At 73.7% G+C, this 21,564-nt stretch carries 24 protein-coding genes; 10 read left to right on the forward strand and 14 right to left on the reverse strand.

Annotated features, from left to right (window positions below):
- Positions 1-40 precede the first annotated feature (40 nt).
- Positions 41-949: a helix-turn-helix domain-containing protein gene (locus B085_RS0114660; protein WP_018559316.1), complete on the reverse strand. Its 909-nt coding sequence runs from the start codon at positions 947-949 to the stop codon at positions 41-43.
- An 89-nt stretch (positions 950-1,038) separates the two neighbouring features.
- Positions 1,039-1,275 (reverse strand): DUF397 domain-containing protein, encoded by a 237-nt coding sequence (locus B085_RS0114665; RefSeq protein WP_018559317.1) that lies wholly within the window; start codon positions 1,273-1,275, stop codon positions 1,039-1,041.
- Between the two features lie 172 nt (positions 1,276-1,447).
- On the opposite strand from B085_RS0114665, the gene B085_RS42410 reads away from it, so the two are divergent.
- From B085_RS42410 to B085_RS50030, 4 genes are all read left to right on the forward strand, one after another.
- Positions 1,448-1,909: an ATP-binding protein gene (locus tag B085_RS42410; protein WP_018559318.1), complete on the forward strand. Its 462-nt coding sequence runs from the start codon at positions 1,448-1,450 to the stop codon at positions 1,907-1,909.
- Between the two features lie 480 nt (positions 1,910-2,389).
- Positions 2,390-3,349, forward strand: coding sequence for a 2-hydroxyacid dehydrogenase (locus tag B085_RS0114675; RefSeq protein WP_026251037.1), 960 nt, complete (start codon positions 2,390-2,392; stop codon positions 3,347-3,349).
- 140 nt (positions 3,350-3,489) lie between these two features.
- Positions 3,490-4,185 carry a LysR family transcriptional regulator gene (locus B085_RS42415; RefSeq protein WP_199789204.1) on the forward strand — a complete coding sequence of 232 codons (696 nt, stop codon included), beginning with the start codon at positions 3,490-3,492 and terminating at the stop codon, positions 4,183-4,185.
- 16 nt (positions 4,186-4,201) lie between these two features.
- Positions 4,202-4,390 (forward strand): hypothetical protein, encoded by a 189-nt coding sequence (locus B085_RS50030; protein WP_199789205.1) that lies wholly within the window; start codon positions 4,202-4,204, stop codon positions 4,388-4,390.
- Here the strand turns inward: B085_RS50030 and B085_RS0114685 are convergent.
- A complete protein-coding gene (locus tag B085_RS0114685; protein WP_018559320.1) occupies positions 4,356-5,042 on the reverse strand; it encodes a CGNR zinc finger domain-containing protein in 687 nt (228 codons plus the stop codon). The two genes, B085_RS50030 and B085_RS0114685, sit on opposite strands and share 35 nt — an antisense overlap.
- Positions 5,043-5,105: 63 nt before the next feature.
- On the opposite strand from B085_RS0114685, the gene B085_RS0114690 reads away from it, so the two are divergent.
- Both B085_RS0114690 and B085_RS0114695 read left to right on the forward strand, forming a co-directional pair.
- Positions 5,106-6,038, forward strand: coding sequence for a 2-dehydropantoate 2-reductase (locus B085_RS0114690; RefSeq protein WP_018559321.1), 933 nt, complete (start codon positions 5,106-5,108; stop codon positions 6,036-6,038).
- Between the two features lie 97 nt (positions 6,039-6,135).
- A complete protein-coding gene (locus B085_RS0114695) occupies positions 6,136-6,396 on the forward strand; it encodes an acyl carrier protein (RefSeq protein WP_018559322.1) in 261 nt (86 codons plus the stop codon).
- 45 nt (positions 6,397-6,441) lie between these two features.
- Here B085_RS0114695 and B085_RS0114700 read toward each other — a convergent pair whose 3' ends face one another.
- From B085_RS0114700 to B085_RS0114710, 3 genes are all read right to left on the reverse strand, one after another.
- Positions 6,442-7,233, reverse strand: a complete 792-nt coding sequence (locus B085_RS0114700; RefSeq protein ID WP_018559323.1) for a class I SAM-dependent DNA methyltransferase — start codon at positions 7,231-7,233, stop codon at positions 6,442-6,444.
- 160 nt (positions 7,234-7,393) lie between these two features.
- Positions 7,394-8,797, reverse strand: coding sequence for a Si-specific NAD(P)(+) transhydrogenase (gene sthA, locus B085_RS0114705; RefSeq protein ID WP_018559324.1), 1,404 nt, complete (start codon positions 8,795-8,797; stop codon positions 7,394-7,396).
- Positions 8,798-8,978: 181 nt separating this feature from the next.
- Positions 8,979-10,223, reverse strand: a complete 1,245-nt coding sequence (locus tag B085_RS0114710) for a glycoside hydrolase 5 family protein (protein ID WP_018559325.1) — start codon at positions 10,221-10,223, stop codon at positions 8,979-8,981.
- A gap of 443 nt (positions 10,224-10,666) precedes the next feature.
- On the opposite strand from B085_RS0114710, the gene B085_RS0114715 reads away from it, so the two are divergent.
- On the forward strand, positions 10,667-11,698 hold the full coding sequence (locus tag B085_RS0114715; RefSeq protein WP_078619895.1) for a LacI family DNA-binding transcriptional regulator: 1,032 nt from the start codon (positions 10,667-10,669) through the stop codon (positions 11,696-11,698).
- A gap of 683 nt (positions 11,699-12,381) precedes the next feature.
- Here B085_RS0114715 and B085_RS0114720 read toward each other — a convergent pair.
- Positions 12,382-12,867, reverse strand: a complete 486-nt coding sequence (locus B085_RS0114720) for a winged helix-turn-helix transcriptional regulator (protein ID WP_018559327.1) — start codon at positions 12,865-12,867, stop codon at positions 12,382-12,384.
- Positions 12,868-12,967: 100 nt separating this feature from the next.
- Between B085_RS0114720 and B085_RS0114725 the strand changes: the two genes are divergently transcribed.
- A complete protein-coding gene (locus tag B085_RS0114725) occupies positions 12,968-14,557 on the forward strand; it encodes an MFS transporter (protein WP_018559328.1) in 1,590 nt (529 codons plus the stop codon).
- 38 nt (positions 14,558-14,595) lie between these two features.
- On the forward strand, positions 14,596-15,012 hold the full coding sequence (locus tag B085_RS0114730; RefSeq protein WP_018559329.1) for a PaaI family thioesterase: 417 nt from the start codon (positions 14,596-14,598) through the stop codon (positions 15,010-15,012).
- Between the two features lie 51 nt (positions 15,013-15,063).
- Here the strand turns inward: B085_RS0114730 and ddaH are convergent, their stop codons facing one another.
- From ddaH to B085_RS0114745, 3 genes are all read right to left on the reverse strand, one after another.
- The gene (ddaH, locus tag B085_RS0114735) at positions 15,064-15,900 is read right to left on the reverse strand and encodes a dimethylargininase (protein WP_018559330.1); all 837 of its coding nucleotides are present in this window, start codon (positions 15,898-15,900) and stop codon (positions 15,064-15,066) included.
- Between the two features lie 123 nt (positions 15,901-16,023).
- On the reverse strand, positions 16,024-16,527 hold the full coding sequence (locus B085_RS0114740; RefSeq protein WP_018559331.1) for an Lrp/AsnC family transcriptional regulator: 504 nt from the start codon (positions 16,525-16,527) through the stop codon (positions 16,024-16,026).
- 15 nt (positions 16,528-16,542) lie between these two features.
- The gene (locus B085_RS0114745) at positions 16,543-17,514 is read right to left on the reverse strand and encodes an ArsR family transcriptional regulator (RefSeq protein WP_018559332.1); all 972 of its coding nucleotides are present in this window, start codon (positions 17,512-17,514) and stop codon (positions 16,543-16,545) included.
- A gap of 74 nt (positions 17,515-17,588) precedes the next feature.
- On the opposite strand from B085_RS0114745, the gene B085_RS0114750 reads away from it, so the two are divergent.
- Positions 17,589-18,803: a hypothetical protein gene (locus B085_RS0114750; protein ID WP_018559333.1), complete on the forward strand. Its 1,215-nt coding sequence runs from the start codon at positions 17,589-17,591 to the stop codon at positions 18,801-18,803.
- Here B085_RS0114750 and B085_RS0114755 read toward each other — a convergent pair.
- Genes B085_RS0114755 through B085_RS0114775 form a run of 4 tightly spaced genes read right to left on the reverse strand, consistent with a single transcriptional unit; the run spans position 18,757 to position 21,537 of the window.
- A complete protein-coding gene (locus B085_RS0114755) occupies positions 18,757-19,443 on the reverse strand; it encodes an alpha-ketoglutarate-dependent dioxygenase AlkB family protein (RefSeq protein WP_026251039.1) in 687 nt (228 codons plus the stop codon). The genes B085_RS0114750 and B085_RS0114755 overlap by 47 nt on opposite strands.
- Complete coding sequence (locus B085_RS0114760) at positions 19,440-20,276, reverse strand: Ada metal-binding domain-containing protein (RefSeq protein ID WP_018559335.1); 837 nt, start codon at positions 20,274-20,276, stop codon at positions 19,440-19,442. Before B085_RS0114760 ends, B085_RS0114755 begins: the two co-directional genes overlap by 4 nt.
- Positions 20,273-21,025, reverse strand: coding sequence for a 2OG-Fe(II) oxygenase (locus B085_RS0114770; RefSeq protein WP_018559336.1), 753 nt, complete (start codon positions 21,023-21,025; stop codon positions 20,273-20,275). Before B085_RS0114770 ends, B085_RS0114760 begins: the two co-directional genes overlap by 4 nt.
- The gene (locus B085_RS0114775) at positions 21,022-21,537 is read right to left on the reverse strand and encodes a methylated-DNA--[protein]-cysteine S-methyltransferase (protein WP_018559337.1); all 516 of its coding nucleotides are present in this window, start codon (positions 21,535-21,537) and stop codon (positions 21,022-21,024) included. The genes B085_RS0114770 and B085_RS0114775 overlap by 4 nt, the downstream gene beginning before the upstream one ends.
- Positions 21,538-21,564 lie beyond the last annotated feature (27 nt).

Genomic DNA, 21,564 nt, shown 5'->3' on the forward strand with positions numbered 1-21,564 from the left:
CTCCCGAGGCCGGAATGCCGGCCCGGGGGCCCGCGTCAGCTCACGACAGGTGCTCGAGGAACTCGCGCAGGAAGCCCGGCGTGCGGACCGGCGGCTCGGCCTCGGCGCTGAGCCGGTCCATGACGGCCAGGTAGTTGTCGACGTCGTCCTGCTTGTCCAGGTACAGCGAGCTGGTGAGCTGCTCCAGGTAGACGATGTCGGGCAGGTCCGGCTCCAGGAAACGCAGGATCGTCACCGGTCCGCCCGCGGTGGCGAGGCCTCCGACGCTGAACGGCGCGACCTGCAGTGTCACGTTCGGCATGGCGGCCGCCTCGATGAGCCGCTCCAGCTGCCGCGACATCACCTCGGCGCCGCCCAGCGGACGGCGCAGCGCCGCCTCGTCCACGACCGCCCACAGTCTCGGCGGGTTGGGCCCGCTCAGCAGGTGCTGGCGCTCCATGCGCAGCGCGACCCGGCGCTCGACCTCGACCCCGGACGCCCTGGGGTGGCCCAGCCTGATGACGGCGCGGGCGTACTCCTCGGTCTGCAGCAGGCCGGGGACGAACTGCACCTCGTAGGTACGGATGACGGAGGCGGCCTCTTCCAGGCCCACGAGCGTCTCGAACCAGCCGGGGAGCACGTCGGCGTAGCGGTGCCACCAGCCGGGCGTGTTGGCCTGCCGGGCGAGCTTGAGGAAGTCCGCGCGCTCGGTCTCGTCGGTCACGCCGTAGAGGGACAGGAGGTCGGCGACGTCCCGCTCCTTGTAGCCGACGCGGCCCAGCTCGAGGCGGCTGATCTTGGCGTGGGAGCCGCGGATCGAGTCACCCGCCGCCTCACGGGTGATGCCCTGGGACTCCCTCAACCTCCGCAACTGGGTGCCGAGCACGATACGCAGAACCGTCGGACCACCGCGCGGGTGCTCCAGGTACTGCCTTATCGACGGTTCGTTGCTCGGCCGCGTCGCGGTCATGCCGGCTCCCGTGGTGACTGGGCTGACCGCCAGTGTCTCACTGAGCGGCGCCCGAATACAGCCGCATCTTATGGCATGCCGACGTTTTGTCAGCCCGTCATGTCATCGAAGTCCCCGTCCTTCACGCCGCCGAGGAAGGCCTCGATCTCCGCGCGCGTGTAGATGAGCGCAGGTCCGCCCGGGTGCCGGGAGTTGCGCATCGCGAAGCCTCCGCCGGGCAGCGCCGTCAGCTCGACGCAGTTGCCGCTGGGGTTGCTCCGGCCGCTCTTCCTCCAGACCGCGCCCTCGATGTCGGTGGCCGGTACGCCGTTGTCGAACTCCCGCATGGCTACGCCTCCTTGACGCGCCATCTGCATGTGCAGATGCACGTGCAGATGTACTTACTCTTGCACTTACGACTGTAATTGCAGATGTGCTTGCACGGGTAGGGATCCGACGGGGATAGTGGTGGACGCAGACAGCACCGCGCCCCCGCCCGACAGCTCTGCGGAGTTCCCGATGACCACGCATCCGGTGATCCCCCTCGACTTCGGCCTGACCGAGGACTCAGGGTCACGCTTTGCCGCGTGCGGCCTGAGCGGTGACCTCCATGCCGCGGGGTCCGCACGGCAGTTCACGCGTGCCACCCTGAGCAGCTGGGGGATGCTCGCGATCGTCGACACCGCCTCGATCGTGGTGTCGGAGATGCTCACCAACGCCGTCCGCTATGGCCTCGACGACCCGGCGTACGCACCGTTGTCCAGCCGGCCGGTCTGGCTGGGTCTGCTCCGCCGTGAGGAGGCCGTGCTGTGCACGGTCGCCGACCCCGGTACGGGCATCCCGGTGGTGAAGGAGCCGGACTGGTTCGCCGAGACGGGGCGGGGGCTGCACATCATCGACTCGCTCAGTGAGTCCTGGGGGTGGACACCGCCCGACGAGGCGGGCAAGTCCGTCTGGGCGCTGATCTCGGCGCCCATGTGACTTCCGCCCCGCGGCGTCGCGCAGAACGGACGCCGCGGGACGGGGGAACGGGGGAACGGGGGCCGGAAGCGCCGCGGCGGGGCACCGGGGGGATGCCTCGCCGCGGCCGGACGGCTCTCCGCCGTTTCGCCGGTCCGGCCGAACCAGCCCACCCGACCCGGACCGCCGGGCGGGGCGTGACGAGGGCAACAGCGGCGCTCCGTCCCCCGGGGGCGGTTCATGACCGTGCCTTTGCCTTCACGGGGAAAGGAATTCACCTCCCGTTGACGCACCGCCATTTCCGGCAGCCCCGCGCCCGATGTTGCCGACCGGTCGTGTGTTAGCGTTCCGGAGGTTCACGCGCGACAACGATGTCAGATGCTCCGGGCCCTCGGACGTGAAGCGTCCGCGACAGAAAAGCCCCTGGTCCGACGGGTGGCGCTCTCGGAGCCCGGCGTGGCACGCCCGTTCTCCGAGTTCCACAGAAAAGCACTGCGAATCATGCGAGAAAGCCGCGCGGTCTGGCTCCCCTATCGGTCCGGTGAATTTCCCGGACCGCTGCCCGACAGCCTGTCGTACCACTTCTGGGACGGTCTTTCGGCCTTCCCGTCCGATCCCCGGGACGTACGGTTCGTGGTCGTCCCGCCCGTCCCGGCCAAGCAGCACGAGATCCTGGACCGGCTGCTGCACCGCGCCGAGCGGCTGGAGGTCCTGCAGGTCCTCAGCTCCGGTCACGACTACCTCTCCCCCTTCCTGGGGCTGCTCCCTTCCGGCAGCCGCGTCGCCACCGCCAACGGTGTGCACGGCGAGGCCACGGCCGAGCTGGCGGTGACCCTGCTCCTGGCCTCCGAGCGCGGCCTCGACGACTTCTCCCGGCGGCACGCCCTCGGCGAGTGGCGGCCCCGCGTCTTCCCCACGCTCTCCGGCAAGGAGGTCCTGGTGGTGGGCCAGGGCGCGGTCGGGAAGGCCGTGGCGGCCAGGCTCGCCCCGTTCGGCTGCCGTGTGGTCAGGCTGGCCCGCACCGCGCGCGAGACGGCGGACGGCCATGTGCACGGGTTCGCGGAGCTGCCCGCGCTGCTCCCCTCCGCCGACGCCGTCGTGCTGTGCGCGCCCCTGACGGACGAGACCCGCGACCTGATGGACGCGTCCCGCCTCGCCCTGATGAAGGACGGGGCCGTCCTGGTCAACGTGGCCAGGGGGGAGATCGTCGACACGCAGGCGCTGGTACGGGAGGCCGGGCGCGGGCGGCTGCGCGCCGCCCTGGACGTCACCGCGCCGGAGCCGCTGCCCAGCGGGCACCCGCTGTGGTACCTGCCCGGCATCCTGATCACCCCGCACGTCGGGGCCTTCACGGACGCCTTCACCCCCGCCTCCCTCGCCTTCATCACGCAGCAGCTCCAGCGCTACGCGCAGGGCGAGCCCCTGGTGAACGTCCTGCCTCAATTGGCCGCGGCACGCTGAGAGGCGGCGGCCCCCCGCGGAGGCCTCGCGGGGGCCGGCCCGCCCGGCGCGTCACCTCCGGGGGGCGGCGCGTTCCGCCATAAGGAACCGGCCTGGCCTGTCGCGGTGTCCTGCGGGCGCCGCGTTGGTGGGATGTCCGGATGGAACTGCGGGAGTTGCGTGTCCTCGTCGCCGTGGCGGAGGAGGGCGGGATGTCGGCCGCGGCGCGGCGGCTGCACGTCAGCCAGTCGGCGCTGTCGCAGACCGTCACCGCTCTGGAGCGGCAACTCGGCGTCACACTCCTGGTGCGGTCCAGCTCCGGGGTATGGACGACCGAGGCCGGGGCGATGCTGCTCAACGAGGCCCGGGCCGTGCTCGTACGCCACGACCAGGCCGTACCGGCGATGGCGGCGCTGACCTCGCGGGGCGAGGGCACCCCGCGCCTGGGCGTACCGCTGGAGCTGCCGCCCGACCTGCTGACCCCCGTGCTCACCGAGCTGTCGTGGGCGTACCCCGACACCCGGGTGCAGGCGCGCCATCTGTCCACGGCCGCCCAGCTGGAGGCGCTGCACGCGGACGAGCTCGACGTCGGGCTGATGCGTGAGCGCCCGGCCGGGCCGGAGTCCGAGGCGATGCTGGTCGTCAGGGAGAACCTCGGGGTGCTGCTCGCGGCCGAGCGGGCGGCCGGACCCGCGGAACCGCGCGGCGCACGGCTGGAGGCCCCGGCGGGACTGGAGTGGGTCGGCTTCCCCCGTGAGGGGAGCCCCGCCTGGTGGGACGAGCTGACCTCGGTGCCGCGCGGCCACGGCCTGGACGCGGGTCCCGGGTCGGGCGCGGCGGAGCCGCTGAGCGCGTAGGTTGAGGCCGGCGGCCGTGATCACGGGGCGGGCGTTCGCTCCGGCCCCGCCGAACTGGGCGCAGCCGATCCCCGAGACCGTCATGTGGTCGCCGCTGGCCGGCGATCCCCTGGTCCGCAGGACCTGGGCCGTGTGGCCGTCCAGCTGCCGCCGGCGCGACCTCGGCCATTTCATCGCCGCCTTCGAGCAGCCGCCCCCGCCGTAGCGTCCGGCAACCGTGTGGACGAGGCCTGGTCCGGCTCGGACGCGGAGGCACGGTGCCGGTGACGGGCGGCCTTGGCGTTGTTGCCGCAGCGTTCCATGGAGCACCACTTGCGCGGTTTGCCGTTGCCGTTGACGTGGTCGAGGTAGACCATGCCGCAGATCTCCGCCGCGCAGGTGCGCAGCCGGTCGCGCAGGCGCGGGTCGGTCACCAGCGCGATCAGGTCGCGGGCGACGACCGAGAGGAGCTGGGCGGATGACAGCGGTTCCGTACCGGAACCCGGACGCCCCTCGGGGTCGACGCGGAGCCGGGGCACGGGCGGCTCGACACGCGCGAGGTCGTTGAGCAGTGCGACGGACTCCGGCCGGGGCGCGCGGCCGTCCACCGCTGCGGTGGCGACGTCGGTGGCTGCGGAGCGCAGTTCGTGGAGGGCACCCAGCAGGGCATGTCCGTCCTCCCCGTCCCGCAGGGTCAGCCCGACCCCCTGGCACCAGGAGCGGAGCCGGTCGTGGTCTCCGAGCCGCTCCACGGGCGTGCTCGGGCGGCGCCCCACGGTGGCGACGAGGTCGAGCGCCGGCGATCCCGCGTCGAAGCGCAGTTCACGGACCCTGGCCGTGACGCGGGTGCGGGGAGTGGCCGGCGCGCGCTCGCTCATGTGAAGATAGTAACCCTCATAACGGTTACCAAGAGCTGGGAACCGGAAGGGAGAACGAACGCCATGCGCATCGCGGTCGTGGGAGCGGGCGGCGTCGGGGGCTACTTCGGCACCCGGCTCGCGGAGGCGGGCAACGAGGTCACCTTCGTCGCCCGGGGCAGGCACCTGGAGGCGATCCGCGCCAACGGCGGACTGGTCGTCCGCAGCCCGCTGGGGGAGCTCAGGGCACCGGCCGACCGCTTCGTGCCGGACGTCGGCGACCTCGGTCCCGTCGATGTCGTGCTGGTCGCGGTCAAACTGTGGGACACCGAGGACGTCGCGGAACGGCTGCGAGGCCTGGCCGACGGGGGCGCACGGGTGATCTCCCTGCAGAACGGGGTGCAGAAGGAGGCCGTCCTGCGACGGCACCTGCCGTCCGAGGCCGTGTGGGGCGGGGTCTGCTACATCTCCGCCGTCATCGAGGAGCCCGGTGTCGTCTCCCACCGCGGGACGATGCAGAAGCTGGTCTTCGGCCCGTACGACGCGGAGCAGACCGCCCGGGCCCAGGAGTTCCGCGCGGTGTGCGAGAAGGCCGGCGTCGACGCCGAGGTCAGCGCCGACATCGCGCGGGTCGTGTGGCAGAAGTTCGTGTTCCTCACCGGACTGTCGGGCACCACGTCGGCCGTGCGCCAGCCGATCGGCGTCGTGCGGACCGATCCCGCGACGCGAGGGCTGCTGCGCGACGTCATGGCGGAGGCCGTCGCCGTCGGCCGCGCGGCGGGCGCACACCTCGACGAGTCCTTCGTCGACGAGCAACTGGCCTTCTGCGACACGCTGCCCGCCACGATGACCTCCTCCATGCACAACGACCTGGAGCAGGGCAACCGCCTGGAACTGCCCTGGCTCAGCGGAGGCGTCGCCGACCTCGGCCGTGAGCTGGGCGTCCCCACGCCTCGCAACCGCACCGTGGCCGACATCCTCGCGCCCTATGTGCCGGGCCGGCCGCGCGTGCCGTGACCGGCCCGGCACCGGCCGAACGGTCCCTCGGACGGGCGGGGTACGCCGCCGCCGGCGGGGTAGACGCATCGGGCAGTCACCTGAGGGGAGAGGGAACATGGCCGAGGACGTCGCCGGGATCGTGCGCAGGGTGGTCGCCGGGTGCGCGGAGGTGGCGCCGGAGGAGATCGGGCCGGACACGACCTTCGCCCAGCTGAGCCTGGGCGACGGGGCCAAGCAGCGTGCCGCCGACGCCGTGGAGCGCGAGGTCGGCGTGATGCTGCTGGCGGACGACGTCGAGCGGATGGGCACGGTACGGGACCTGGTCGAGCACGTGTCCGGCAAGCGCGCCGAGCAGGAGGCCGCGGAGGCCCCCTGACGGCGGTGCTCGCAGGGGGCGCGCGCCAGGGGCGGCCCCGGGCCGTCAGCCGGAGGCGGAGGAGGCCGCGTGGACGCGGATCTTCGACTGGCCGTGGCCGCGCAGCTCCCAGTCGTCCATGAAGCGGGCGCGCAGCCCGTGCCGGGCGGCCAGCCCCACCAGCGTCTCGGTGCGGTAGTAGAAGTCCTCGTGCAGCACGTGGTGTTCCTTGCCCTCGGTGCGGTCGAACGTGAAGTCGAACCACCCGCCCGGCGCCAGGATCCGGGCCACGTGGGCCAGGCACTCGTCGATGACCTCCAGCGGCGAGTGGGAGAAGACGCTGTGCGCGTGGACCACGTCGAAGTGGCGGTCCGGCAGGAAGTCGAAGGTCAGGTCGTGGGTGAGCGTCAGGTACGGCAGCTTGCGCTGCAGGCCCTGCGCGGTCACGGTGCGCTTGGCGGCGATCAGGATGTCGGGGGAGATGTCGATGCCGTAGTAGTGGCCCGCGTCGAGGTAGTCGATGAGGAGCCGGCCCGCGCGCAGGTTGCCGCAGCCGATGTCCAGCAGCCGGTGCCGCGGTGACAGGCCGTGTTCGCGCAGGTAGTCGAACTGCATCGCGCCCAGCGCAAGCCAGCGGTCGTGGCTGCCGCTGCCGACGGCGGCCTCGGGGTCGCGCGCGGTGTCGCTGGCCATGACGGCCCGGTAGTACGCGACGTGGTCGCGGTGCCGGTGGGCGAGCCAGCGGTCCCGTGCGGCCCGCCGCGCGTGCGCGGCGACCCGCGTGGGGTGCCGGAGGGCGTAGCCGACCTTGTGGGTGAGGCTCGTCCGGTCGGCCCGGAGGTTCTTCCTGGTGGCCATGCGGGTGCTCCCTCGGAGGGTCACGGGGCGGATGTGCTTTCGCCCCCTTCCGGGAGGCTGCCACGCGGCGCCCTCGTCGTTCCCCCGCCGAACGGGTGGTGCGGGTACGAGTGCGGGGCGCCCCCTGGCCCGGGGGCGCCCCGCACACGACGGACCCGGGTCAGCCGGTGAGGCGGTTGATCTGGCGGAGCTTGTTGGTGGCGTCGAGGGCGGCCACCTTGTAGGACTCGGCGAGGGTCGGGTAGTTGAACACCGCGTCGACCAGGTAGTCGACCGTGCCGCCGCAGCCCATCACCGCCTGGCCGATGTGCAGCAGCTCCGTGGCGCCGCTGCCGAAGCAGTGGACCCCCAGCAGGGTGCGGTCCTCCGTCGACACCAGCAGCTTCAGCATGCCGTGCGAGTCGCCGATGATCTGGCCGCGGGCCAGTTCCCGGTAGCGCGAGATGCCCACCTCGAAGGGCACGTTGTCGTCGGTGAGCTGGTCCTCCGTACGCCCGACGAAGCTGATCTCCGGAATCGTGTAGATGCCGATCGGCTGCAGCCCGTGCATCGCGTTCACCGGTTCGCCGCAGGCGTGGTAGGCGGCGAGTCTGCCCTGCTCCATGGAGGTGGCCGCGAGCGCCGGGAAGCCGATGACGTCACCGACGGCGTAGATGTGCGGCACGGAGGTGCGGTAGTGCTCGTCGACGGATATGCGGCCCCGCTTGTCGGCGGCGAGGCCCGCCTTGCCCAGGTCGAGGCCCTCGGTGAGGCCCTGCCGTCCGGCCGAGTACATGACGGCGTCCGCGGGGATCTTCTTCCCGCTCTGCAGGACGGTGAGGGTGCCCGTCGGATGCCGTTCCACGGCCGCCACCGTCTCACCGAAGCGGAAGGTCACGGCGAGGTCCCGCAGGTGGTACTTGAGCGCCTCGACCACCTCGATGTCGCAGAAGTCCAGCATCCCGTCCCGCTGTTCGACCACCGTCACCTTGCTGCCCAGCGCCGCGAACATCGAGGCGTACTCGATGCCGATGACGCCGGCGCCGACGATGACCATGGAGCGGGGCACCCGGTCCAGGTTGAGCACGCTGTCGGAGTCCATCACCGTGCGGTCGTCGAACTCCACGGTCGACGGGCGCGCCGGGCGGGTGCCGGTGGCGATGACGATGTTCTCGGCGGTCACCAGCACCTCGCGGCCGGACGGGTCCTCCACGGCGACCGTGTGGTCGTCGGTGAAGCGGCCGGTCCCGGTGAGCATGGTGACGCGGTTGCGGGAGAGCTGACTGCGGATCACGTCCACCTCGCGGCTCACCACGTGCTGGGTGCGCGCGGTGAGGTCCGCGATGGTGATGTCCTCCTTGAGGCGGTAACTCTGGCCGTACAGATCCCGCTGGGTGAGCCCGGTCAGGTAGAGCACGGCCTCGCGGAGCGTCTTGGACGGAATGGTGCCGGTGTGGATGGAGACCCCGCCGACCATGTCGGGGCGGTCGACGACGGCGACCCGGCGGCCCAGCTTGGCCGCGGCGATGGCGGCCTTCTGGCCGCCCGGGCCGGATCCGATGACGAGCAGGTCGAATTCGGTCACCGGACGAGTCTGTCAGGCCACGGCACCCCCGGGAAAGGGCTGACGGAGATGCGGCCGGGAGCGTCCCCGAGCCCCCCGGCACGGGTACGGGACCCGTGCCGGGGGGCCCGCCGGGGGACGGGGTGTGCGGGGTCCGCTCGGACCGGGGTTCGGCAGTCCGGGCGCCCGGTGGTCAGGACGCTCAGCGGACCTGCGCGGGGGTGACGACCTCGGTGATGCCGCGGGCGGCCAGGTGCTCCGCGTCGGCGGCCCGGTCGGCCAGCACCAGGGCGGGCCGTACGCCCTGGGCGGTCAGCGCGGCCCAGGCCTCGAACACCTCGCCGCCGGGGGCGCAGCCGGCCCTGCGGGGGGCCGTCACGCTGTCGCCCACGTCGACGACGAGCGCGGTCGTCCGGGGCCGCGGCGCGTACCCGCGGTCGCGCAGTTCCGCCACGGCGCGGGCCACGGCGGTGCCCGCCGGCTTGACCTCGCGGTCGTTGGTGAGGAGCCCGAGTGTGTACTCGAGTTCGGGGAAGTCGGCGAGGGACCGGGACACGTCGTGCGAGCACCACCAGGTCACCCCCCACACGTCAGCGCAGTCCAGGGCGCCCGCGATGGTGGCGGTGGCGAACGCCGCCGCGTGCTCGGGCGGCACCACGGGCGCCGGGGCGCCGACCTCCTGCAGCCAGACCGGGCGGTGCGGATCGGTGGCCCAGGCCTTGGACAGCTCGATCATGTACGCCGCGTGGTGCTCGGTGGCGACGCCCGCGTGGCCGTGCCGCTGGGCCGTGCCGTTGAAGACCCAGGAGTGGACGGCGGTCGCGAAGCCGAGCCGGGCGGCCTGCCCGGGGGTGAAGGCGTGGTCGTCCTGGTACCAGGCGGCGTCGTACTCGGCGTGCAGGTGGAGCTTGCCGGGGGCGCCCCGCTCGCAGGCGTCGAGCATCAGGCGCAGCCAGGCGTCCGCCTCGGCCGGACCGATGGGGTCCGGGTCCGGGTGCGGCGGGCCGGAGAACTGGTTGATCTCGTTGCCGACGGTCATGCCGAGGAAGTTGGGCCGGTCGGCGAGCGCGGCGGCGAGGGTGCGCAGGTACTCCGCCTCGGCGGCGACGACGTCCGGGTCGGTGAAGATGTTCCGGCGGTGCCAGGTGGCCGTCCAGGAGGGCAGGAAGTCGAAGCTCGACAGGTGGCCCTGCAGGCCGTCCACGTTGACGTCCAGGCCGTGTTCGGCGGCGGCGTCGACCAGCGCGACCAGCTGCTCGACGGCGCGCGGCCGGATCAGCGTGCGGTTGGGCTGGAACAGCGGCCACAGGGGGAAGACCCGGATGTGGTCCAGCCCGAGGCGGGCGACGGAGTCCAGGTCGGCGCGGACGGCGTCGAGGTCGAAGTCGAGCCAGTGGTGGAACCAGCCTTGGCTGGGCGTGTAGTTGACGCCGAAGCGCGGTGTCATGGCGGTTCCCGTGTTCGTACGAGCTGGGTGGGCGCGCGGCGGCATTGCCGGTGGTCGCGGGGCGGTCGGGGGATCCGTCCCGTGATCGGCGCGGCTGGGGGAGTAGCCGCCGCGCGCCCACGACAAGGTGGCACCGCGCCCCGGGAAAGTCAACTCGCCTCTCTCATTTGTTCCTTGGGGCGAAGAAGTGGCAGGTCAACGATGTGCGGCCGGAATTCGGGCGTCAGCACTAATGCGCTTTAGAGGCGCGTGACTCAAGCGCTTTAGTACGCGGCCTTCCCCGGCTGGGGGATACTGGTGCGCGCGTCGCGCCGCCCGGGGCCCGGCGCGCACGACGTCACGCGGACGATGCGAGGGGGCCCACGATCGCGGCGCACGAGCCACCGGTGGAACCGCCGCCCGCCGCCCGGACCGGACGGCGTGTGCCCGCCCGGCGGCCCACGATGAAGGACATCGCCCGGCGGGCCGGCGTCTCCGAGAGCGCCGTGTCCTTCGCCCTCAACGACCGCCCCGGGGTCTCCGAGACCACCCGCAGGCGCGTGCGCGGGGTCGCCGACCAGCTCGGCTGGCGGGCCAGCACCGCCGCGCGGGCCCTGTCGGGGGAGGGCGCCGCGACCGTGGGCCTGGTGCTCGCCCGCCCGGCGAGCTCACTGGGCATCGAGTCGTTCTTCCTCCAACTCGTCTCGGGCATGCAGGAGGTGCTCTCGGAACGCCACCTCGGCCTGCTCTTCCGGGTGGTCGCGGGAGCGGAGGAGGAGTGCGCCGTCTACCGCAGGTGGTGGGCCGAGCAGCGGGTCGACGGGGTCATCGTGGTGGACCCGCGCATCGGCGATCCCCGGCCGGCCCTGCTGGACTCCCTGGGCCTGCCCGCGGTGGTCGTCGGCGGCCGCGAGGTCGACCGCGAGCCCCGGGAGCCCGTCCCGTACCCGGTGATCTCCACCGTCCGGGTGGACGACGCCGCCGCCATGGGCGCGATCGTCGAGCACCTCGCGGGGCTGGGCCACCGCCGTGTCGTGCACGTCGCGGGCCTGGCCGGCCTGGCGCACACCACGCGCCGCGTCGCCTCGCTGCGGACCGGGGCCGCCCGCCTGGGCCTGCCCGGGGTCCGCTCGGTCACCACCGACTACTCCGAGGGCCAGGGGGCCGAGGCCACCCGGCTCGCGCTGGCCGGGGCCGAGCCGCCCACGGCGATCATCTACGACAACGACGTGATGGCGGTCGCGGGCGCCGGTGTGGCGCTCGGCATGGGGCTGTCCGTACCGCGCGACCTGTCCCTCGTCGCCTGGGAGGACTCGGCGCTCTGCCGCGCGACGCACCCCCGCCTGACCGCCCTGGACCGCGACGCGACGGCCTTCGGCCGGCGCGCGGCGGCGGAACTCGTCCGCCTGCTCGGCGGCCGCCCGGCCCGTGACGTGGCCCAGCCGACGCCGGAACTCGTCGTCCGCGACAGCACGGCGCCGCCACGGCGCGGCTGAGCGCCCGGCCGGGCACGTCGGGCGGTCAGTCTCCGGATTTGGCGGTCAGTCTCCGGATACGCCGAAGAAGCCGACGTGGGCTCTCCGTTCGCGTGGAGAAGCACATAGTGCCCGGTCCAGCGCAGCTCCTGCTCGTCGGTCAGAGTCATCGCCTCAGTTCCACGTGACCTGCGTGACCTGCGTGACCTGGGTGAGGACGGGGCCTTGGCGCGCGCCAAGGCGTCCTCGAACTGCTGTGGGGTCGGCTCCGCCGTCCCGAAGTGATGCAGCAGCCTTTCGGGGCGCAGCGGGCGCAGCGTGCAGTGGTCCCAGTCGCCCCTGCCAGGACCCGCGGGCGTGTCGACGACGCGGCGGACGTCCAAAATCGAGTGGGTGCCCGAATCCTCGAGGGACTCGTCGGCGTAGAGCGCCGCGCGATCGGCGTACTGCTCATCGTCGCCGTAGAGCTCCTGGAAGACCTGCTCGTGCAGGGCTTCGAGCGTCGCCTCGACGCTCCCGCGGTACGAAGTGACGTAGTCCCAGCCGGAGGCGCCCATCGCCCGTCTCCCGTCGTCAGCGATCATCCCGCCTCACGGTAGGGCGCCGGTCTGACAGTGGGCCCTGGTCCCCGCCCGCGGCGGCCGCTTGAGGGCCATGGCGACCCCCCGCCACGGGGCGGCGTGCCCCGTGCGGCGCGGGTTCGCTCAGGCCGGTACGTCGGCGGTGGGGCGGGGCCGGGCGCTGGGGCCCGGGCTGCGGTCGACCTCTTCCGGGGCGCCGATCACATGGCCCTCGTCGCAGACCAGCCGGGCCCGTACGGGCGCACCGCAGTCGTGGTGGGTGGCCAGCAGCGCGGGGCCCTCGGGGTCGGCGAGGTACTTGTCGCCCCACTGCCGCAGCGAGGTGAGCAGCGGGTAGAGGTCCCGGCCCTTGTCGGTGAGCACGTACTCGGCCCGGCGCCGGGCGCCGGGCTCCTGGTACGTGTGCAGTTCGAGGAGCCCGTGGGCGACCAGGCCGCCCAGCCGGTCCGCCAGCACCGAGCGGGAGACGCCGAGGTGGTCCTGGAGGTCGCTGAAGCGCCTGACCCCGCGGGTGACATCGCGAAGGATCAGCAGCACCCAGGACTGGCCGACGAGCCCGACGGCCCGCCCGACGGAGCAGTTCGAGGTGTCCTGGTCGAGGTATTCCATGCTCCGGATCCTACCTGAGTTCTCAGAAAGAACTCAGACGTGGTAGCGTGCCCGTCAAGCTAGGTTCGAAAGTCGAACTCAGCCGGGAAGGGAACAGCTCATGAGGAGCCCGAGCGCCGCCACGGACCAGGCCGTCAGTGCGGGTGCGTCCGACGCCGCGACCACCGTGAGGACACCGGATCCGGGGGAGGCGAGGAAGCGATGGATCGGCTTCGTCGTCGCGAGCCTCGGCCAGATGGCGATGTTCGTGAACATCACCCAGACCACCGCCGTCCTCGCCCCGCTCCAGCAGGACCTGCGGGTGTCCGGCGCCCAGTTGGTGTGGATCGCCGGGATCTACTCGATGATGGTGGCCAGCTTCGTGCTCTCCGCCGGGACCGTCGGCGACCGCCTCGGCCGGCGGCGCGTCTTCGCCCTCGGCATGGTGCTGCTCGGCGGGGGCAGCCTCGTCACCTCGCTGGCCTCGGGCGCCTCGGGTGTCATCGTGGGCCAGGCCCTCATGGGCCTCGGCGGCGCCGCCATCCTGCCGAACAGCCTGTCCCTGGTGACCGGCATGTTCGCGGAGCCGCACGCCCGGACCCGGGCCGTCGGCATCTGGGTCGCCGTCTCCGGCATAGGCCTGGCCTTCGGGCCGGTCGCCGCGGGGCTGATCCTCGAGCGCTGGTCCTGGCACGCGGTGTTCCTGGTCAACGTCGCCCTGGCGGTGCTGGTCCTGGTGCTGACGCCCCGGTTCGTCACCGAGAGCCGGCAGCCCGGACGCCACCTGGACCCGCCGGGTCTCGTGCTCGCGGTCCTCGCCATCGGCGCGCTGAACTACGGCCTCGTCGAGGGCGGCCACACCGGCTTCGGCACCACCCACGCGACCACGGCCTTCGCGGTCGCCGCCGCCTCGCTCGCCGCCTTCGTCGTCCACGAGGCGCGCACCCGGACGCCCATGCTCAAGCTGCGGCTCTTCCGCGGCCGCTCCTTCGCCACGGCCAACGTCGTCGCGATGATCGCCCAGTACGCCTTCGTGGCCACCGCCTTCGCCCAGGTGCTGTACTTCGAGCGGATCCGGCACGAGTCCATCCTCGACGCGGGCCTGCTGCTCCTGCCGCTGATGGGTTCCTATGTGCTGGTCAGCTACGTGGCCGCGGCGATCGCCCGCCGCATCGGCTTCAAGGCGACCCTGGGCGCCGGCGCCCTGCTGGCCTCGGCGGGTACGCTGCTGATGACGGCCCAGACGCCCACCTCGTCGACGGAGGTGATCGTGCTGCTGATGGCGATGTTCGGTGCCGGCGCGGGCCTGGTCCTGCCGCCGAGCACGGCCGTGGCCGTCATCAGCGTGCCGCATACCGACGGCGGCATGGCCAGCGGCACCGTCAACCTCTTCCGCCAGGTCGGCGGCACGCTCGGGGCGACCGTCACGGGCACCGTACTCACCAGCGGTCTCGCCTCCCGGCTGCCCGGTGAACTCTCCGACCGCGGTGTCCCCTCCCGTGTCGCCGACCAGGTGACCCAGGCCGTCGGCACCGGCGCCCAGGGTTCCACCCTGCCCGCCGCGCTCCGGGACACCGTCACCGATGCCGTCGGCGGTGCCTTCACCGGAGCCCTGCACCTGGCCGTGCTCATCCCCGGCGTGGGCCTGGCGGCCGCCGCCGTCGCCGCCCTCGTGCTGGTCGGCAACCGGCCCGCCCCGCAGGCCCACTGACCCCGCCCGCGTCACAGGACGAACAGGAGGGAGCCACGATGACGGAGACCACCGACCCGGACCTCGACCCTGAGGCCGCCGGAGCCTTCCTGCGCGCCGTCGGGCTGCACTACGACACGATCAGCGCGCAGGAGGTCACCGCCCACCTGGAGGCCACCGAGGAGCACCACACCCCGTGGGGGATCACCCACGGAGGCCTCTACTCCACCGTGATCGAGAGCGTGGCCAGCGTCGGCGCCTCCTACGCCGTGCGCTCCGAGGGCCGGTTCGCCGTCGGCGTCGGCAACCGGACCGACTTCCTGCTCCCGTACGTCCGGGGCCGCCTCGACGTCCGCGGCACTCCCCTCCAGCAGGGCCGGAGCCTTCAGCTCTGGCCGGCGGTGATCACCGACGCGGCGGGCCGGCCGATCGCCCGCGGCCAGGTGCGGCTGTTCAACCGCTCCCTGCCCGTGTGACGGCGGGCAGGGGACCCCGGGGCGGGGAAGCCGGGCGGCGGCCCCGGCGCTTCAGGGCGCCGGGCGGATCTCCTGTGTGCAGCACTTGATGCCCCCGCCGGCCTTGTGGAACTCCGTGAGGTCGACGGGGACGGGCACGTAGCCCCGCCCCGCGAGCTGCTCGGACAGCCCCCTGGCGGCGGGCGCCATGAACACGTGCCGGCCGTCCGAGACCGAGTTGAGGCCGAACACCAGGGCGTCGTCCGCGGTGGCGACGACCGCGTCGGGGAACATCCGGCGCAGCACCTCGCGGCTGCCGGGGGAGAACGCCTCCGGGTGGTACGCGATGTTCGCCGGCCCGCCCGCGGCCCCGTCGTCGAGGACGAACAGCGCGGTGTCCAGGTGGTAGAAGCGCGGGTCCACCAGCTGCAGGCCGATCGTCGGCACACCGAGGAACTCCTGCACCTCGTGGTGCGCCGCCCGGACGGTGCGGAAGCCCGTACCGGCCAGGACGAAACCGCCCACCGGCACCAGGTCGCCCTCCCCCTCGCAGACCGACACAGGGCGGTGCACGTCGAAACCCGCCGCCTTGAACCAGGCCGCGTACTCCTCGGCCTCCGGGCGGCGCTCGGGCGCGAGGAAGGACGAGCCGAACACGCGCCCCTCCACCACCAGCGCCGAGTTGGCGGCGAACACCATGTCGGGCAGCCCCGGGACCGGCTCCACGGACTCCACCGTGTGACCGTGCTCCCGGTAGGCCCGCACCAGCGCGGCCCACTGCTGCCGGGCGAGCGCGGTGTCGACCCGCACGCCCTCCCGCATCCACGGGTTGATCGCGTAGCGCACATCGAAGTGGTCCGGCGGGCAGACCAGATAACGCCGGGGGCGGGCCACACGGTTCTCGGGCACGGCGAACTCCTCCGCTTCCTGCGGTAAGGCCGGGGGAACGGCTCAACGGTAGGAATCGGGGGCCCTGGACGACAAGATCCGGACGCTGCGAGCACACGCAGCGATGCTGCGTCGGCGGGCCCTTCAGCGCAGGTCTGCTGCGCCCTCCGAGGCGGGCCGCGCCGCCCCCGCCTCCGGGCTGTCGGGCAGCAGGTGCGACAGCACCATGTAGCTGATCGTCTTCCGGATGAAGGGCTCGGTCCGGATCCGCTCCAGGACCTCCTCGAAGTGCCCGACGTCGGTCGCCCGGACGTGCAGCAGGGCGTCCGCGCCGCCGGTCACCGTCATCGCCGCCGTGATCTCCGGGTGGTTCCTGACGACCTCGGCCAGCCGCCGGGGCGGCGCCGCGCCCTCGCAGTACACCTCCACGTACGCCTCCGTCCGCCACCCGAGGGCCGCGGGCCGGACCGTGGCGGTGAACCCGGTGATGATCCCGGACTCCCGCAGCCGGTCCACCCGCCGTTTGACGGCGGTGGCCGACAGGCCGATGTCCGCGCCGATCTCGGCGAAGCTCGTCCTGGCGTTCGCGATCAGAGCCGCGACGATCTTGCGGTCGAGCTCGTCGAACGGCACGGGTCTGTGGACCATGCCCCGCTCCTTCCGTCAGCCGTCCTGCTGGGCCGCGACCAGGGCGTCGCCGGTCTCCGTCCGGTAGTAGAGCACGGAACGCCCCGCCCGCCGGCGGCGCACCAGACGGGCGTCGAGCAGCACCTTCAGATGACGTCCCACCGAGCCCAGCCCCTGACCGGTCAGGGCGACCAGCTGAGTAGTGCTCATCGGCGTCGCGAGCAGCACCAGGACGGCGGCGCGCGCCGGGCCGAGCAGCGAACCGAGCGCCTCGGGGACCCGCTGCCGCCCCGCCTCGGCCAGCGCGCCCGAGCACGGGTAGACCACCGCGTACCGCACGGGCTCGTCCCAGGACACCCACCCGGTGCGCGGGGTGACGGGCACGAACATCAGCCGGGCGCCGGACAGGTCGCGCGGCGGGTAGTCCCGCGTGTTGATCTGCAACCGGCCCTCGCCGAGCCAGCGCATCCCGCGGCGCATGTCGTCCAGCGCCTCCGCCCAGCCGCCGCGGCCGAGCTGTGCCGTGCGCGCCACGATGTCGGCCTCGATGACCCGCCGCCGGCGCGGCCACTGCGGCAGCACCGTGTGCGTCCACACCCAGGCGACGACGTCCGCCGCGCGCTCCGGCAGGTCCGCGCGGCGCAGCGGGGCGGGGAGCGGTCCGCCGAGCGACACGGTCAGATGCTCACGGGCGGCGTCCGGCGGGGTCTCGCGGATCCGCTGCAGCTCCTCCTCGAAGCCGGGAGCGCCCTCGCCGGAAGGCGTGGGGGTGAGGAAGTCGGCGTTCCAGGTGCGCCCCAGAGCGGCACGCACCAGCAGCCCGGTCACCGGGTCGGCGGCCAGCCGCTCCCGGTACGCGGGCAGGTGCGTGCCGAGCCAGCCGCGCTCCCCGGGGTGCGCGGCCGTGCCCCGGTCGAGCAGCTTGAGGGCGGCGATGGCCTCGGCCAGCGGGGAGACGACGAACCGGCTGCCCACCAGCGTCTCCGAGTTCACCACCCACCAGCCCATGCCCCGCCCTCCTCACCTTTCGCGCCCGCGCGAAACATTAACCGCCCGAACCGGCGCCGCCGAGACTCGGTTCCATGCGCACCTACCAAGAACTCTTCCGCACAAGGGAGTTCACCCCGCTGTTCCTGGTCTCCACCGGCCAGATCGCGGCGCAGACGGTCAGCGGGCTGGCCCTGAGCACCCTGGTCTACGACGCCACGGGCTCGCCGCTGCTGTCCGCCGTCGCCATGTTCGGCCCCTCCCTCGCGCAGGTGGCGGGGGCGACGACCCTGCTGTCGGCGGCCGACCGCCTGCCGCCGCGTGCGGCGCTCGCCGCGGTCGCCCTGGTCTTCGCCCTCGGCACCGCCGTACTGGCCGTCCCCGGCCTGCCGATCTGGGCCGTGTTCGTCATCCTGCCGGCCGAAGGACTGGTGGCGTCCCTGGGCGGCGGCGTGCGCTACGGGCTGCTCCACGAGATCCTCCCCAAGGGCGGCTTCCTGCTGGGCCGTTCCGTGCTGAACATGGCGACCGGCACCATGCAGGTCTGCGGCTTCGCCGCCGGCGGTCTGCTGCTCGCCGCCCTGTCACCGCGCGGGGTCCTGCTCGCCGGCGCGGCCCTCTACCTCGCCGCCGCGGCGACCGCCCTCACCGGACTGCGCGCCAGGCCGCCGCGGGCGGGCGGCCGCCCCTCGGCGGCCGAGACCTGGCGGACCAACGTGCTCCTGTGGTCCGCCCGGCCGCGCCGCTACGTGTACCTCGCGCTCTGGGTCCCCAACGGCCTGATCGTCGGCTGCGAGTCGCTCTTCGTCCCCTACGCGCCGGAGAACGCCGGGCTGCTCCTGGCCGCCGCGGCCTGCGGCATGCTCGTCGGCGACACCATGGCCGGCCGGTTCGTCCCGCCGTGGTGGCGGGAACGCGCGGGCGCCGCCCTGCGCCTGCTCCTCGCGGCCCCCTACCTGGTCTTCGCGCTGCACCCCGCGCTGCCCCTCGCGGCGGCCGTCGTCGCCGTGGCCTCCGTCGGCTACGCGGCGAGCCTGCTGCTCCAGGAGCGACTGATGGCCCTCACCCCCGACGAACTCAGCGGTCACGCCCTCGGGCTGCACTCCTCCGGCATGCTCACCTGCCAGGGCCTGGGCGCCGCCCTGGCCGGCGCCGTCGCCCAGCGCACCTCCCCGGCGACCGCGATGGCGGGCATGGCCGCCCTCTCCGTCGCTGTCACCCTGGTGCTGGCCCCCGGCCTGCGCCCGGGCCCCGGCGGTGCCGTCACGCCCGTGGCGCCCGGCCCCGCGACCCGTCGTCCAGTCCCGTGACCCGCATCGTGATGTTCAGCCGGCCGGAGGCGAGACCGGTGGCGGGGTCGCCCGTGCCCGGGTGGACCTTCGGGACGGCGTGGTAGGCGAATCGGGACGGGCCGCCGAAGACGAACAGGTCGCCGGAGGCCAGTTCCAGGTCCGTGTACGGGCGGTTGCGGTTCTCGGTGTTGCCGAAGCGGAAGACGCAGCTGTCGCCGATGGTCAGCGACACGACCGGCGCGGCGCTGCGCTCGTCCTTGTCCTGGTGCATGCCGAGCCTGGCGTCGCCGTCGTAGAAGTTGATCAGCGCGGTGTCCGGGGTGTAGCCGTCGCCCGCCGCCGGGTCCTCGTAGGCCGCGACCAGGGCGCGGCGCCCCAGCCCCACCATCCAGTCGGGGAAGGGCGCGACCCGGGCGCCGTTCACGTCGTCCGCGGTACGGGTGTAGCGATAGGGCCGCCAGTGCCAGCCGACGCAGACCGTGCGCACCGACATCACCCCGCCGCGGGGGAGCCGGGTGTGCCGGATCGGGACCGGGCCCATGGCCCAGGCGCGGCACGCGACGACCAGCTCCCGCTGCTGGTCCAGGGTGAGCCAGCCCGGCACGTGCACCGCGCCGGGCGCCACCCGCAGCCGGGGTCGGGGGATGAGCGCGCTCACCGGGCACCGCCCCCGCCCGGGGCGGCCGTGGTCACCCACCCCCGGTCCACCTGCCAGGTCCGGCCGTCCGGGGTCGCGCCGCGCAGGCCCTGGAGCGTCTCCGCCCCGGCTGCGGCCACCACGCGCGCGTCGCCGAGCGCGGCGAAGCCGTACGTACGCGCCGGGTCCCAGGGCGTACCGCGCCGCAGCCGGCGGGCCGGCTGCGCCCACCCGGCCGGCGCCGCGGCCACCACCCAGGCGTCCGGCGCCGGCGAGGTCAGCCGCCGCGCGGCCCGCAGCCACGACGCGGCCCGTTCGGGCCAGTCCACGAGGGCCGCGACGGTGCCGTCCGACGCGCGCCACGCCTCGGCGAAGTCCTCGGCGGCGGCCCGGGAGGCGGCGTCCCGGCTGTGGCCCAGGGCGACGGCGCGCACGCGGGGGCGGGCGTCGCCCAGCAGGCCCAGCAGCGCGGCGAGTTCGGCCCCGGTGTGCGGCGCCGGTCCCGGTAGGCCGTCGAGCACGGCCAGGCCCTCGGGCGGGACCGGCGGCGAGGCCGGTGCCGCCGCGGGTGCGTCGAGGTGGGTCATGGCGTTCCGCTCCGTCGGTGTCGCCTTCCATTGTCGGTACCGCTGGGGCAGGCAGCGGGCGCAGGGCCGGTAACCCGCGGCGACGGCCGTCGCCTCGTCCGCGAAGAACACCCGCTCCCGCACGTACCCGCCGCGCGCTATGGCCCGCAGAGCGGCCGGGCAGTCGAGGCGGCCGTACAGCCGGCCGCGCCGGTGCCCGCCCAGCGTCCCAGGGGCCGCGCTGCGGTACGACAGCCCGTCCGGGCCGGTCAGCACGTACGTCGTCACGAGGCGTCGTGGAAGACCAGGCCGAGGGTGTGGCGCCGGCCGGCGCGCACGGTGCTCACCCCGTGCCGCATCGGGCCGGCCGACCAGCCGCGGGCCGAGCGCACCGGCCGGTCGCGGGTGGTGAAGACCAGCGCGTGGCCCTGGGGCAGGGTGGCGGACGAGCCCCGGGTCTGCGCCCGCGGCCGCTGCTCCGTCATCAGGAACTCGCCGCCGGTGTAGTCCTCGCCGGGGACGTCGAGCCCGATGACCACCTGGAGCGGGAAGACGAGGTCCCCGTACAGGTCGCGGTGGAGCGCGTTCCAGTCGCCCGCGCCGTAGCGCAGCAGGATCGGCGTCGGGCGGGCCTGGCCGGCGGCGTGGCACGTCGCCAGCCACTCGTCGAGACTGTCGGGCCAGGGCGCGGGCTGCCGCAGGCGGGCGGCCCAGTCGCGGGCGACCGGCAGCAGCCGCGGGTAGAACGCCGCCCGCAGGGCCCGCACGGGCTCGGGGACGGGGTACGCGAAGTAGCGGTACTGCCCCGAGCCGAAGCGGTGCCGTGCCATGTCGACGGTCGAGCGGAACCGCCCGGGCTCGTCGTAGAGCGCGGCGACCGCGCGGCACTCGGCGGGCGAGAGGACCGGACGGGCGGTCAGGGCGCTCCCGTGGGCGTCGAGTCCGGCGGCCAGCGCCGGCCAGTCCTCGGTGTCGACCCGCTCGCGCAGGGGCGTCGTGGCCGGTGCGGCGGTGGTGGTCACGGCCGTCGTCCTCATGCCGCCCCGCTCCCGGCCTCGAGGTCCAGCAGCAGGCGCTTGCGCTCCACGCCGCCCGCGTAGCCGGTGATCGCGCCCTTGGCGCCGACCACGCGGTGGCAGGGACGGACGACCAGCAGCGGGTTGCGGCCGATCGCGGTGCCGACCGCGCGCGACGAGGTCCGCGGAATGCCCATCGCCTCGGCGACGTCCGCGTAGGTGAGCGTCGTGCCGTAGCCGATGCTCTCCAGCGTCTTCCACACCTGCTGCTGGAAGGCGGTCCCCGCGCTGGTGAACTCGATGTCGAAGTGCGTCAGTTCGCCGGCGAAGTACGCCCGGAGCTGGCGGGTGATCTCGGTGAACGCGGCGTGGTCGGCACGCGCGCCGTCCGCCAGGTCCGCCGTGACGACGCCGCCCTTCTGGTCCGGCACCGACAGCGAGGTGAGCGCCGTGCCGCCCTTCGCGGTCGGTGACTCCTCGCCGACCAGCAGCAGTTCGCCCAGCGGGCTGTCGAACGTCGTGTAGACGGTCATCGGTCCTTCTCTTTCCTCACGCTTTCA

This window comes from Streptomyces sp. BoleA5, assembly GCF_000373665.1.
Classification (GTDB): domain Bacteria; phylum Actinomycetota; class Actinomycetes; order Streptomycetales; family Streptomycetaceae; genus Actinacidiphila.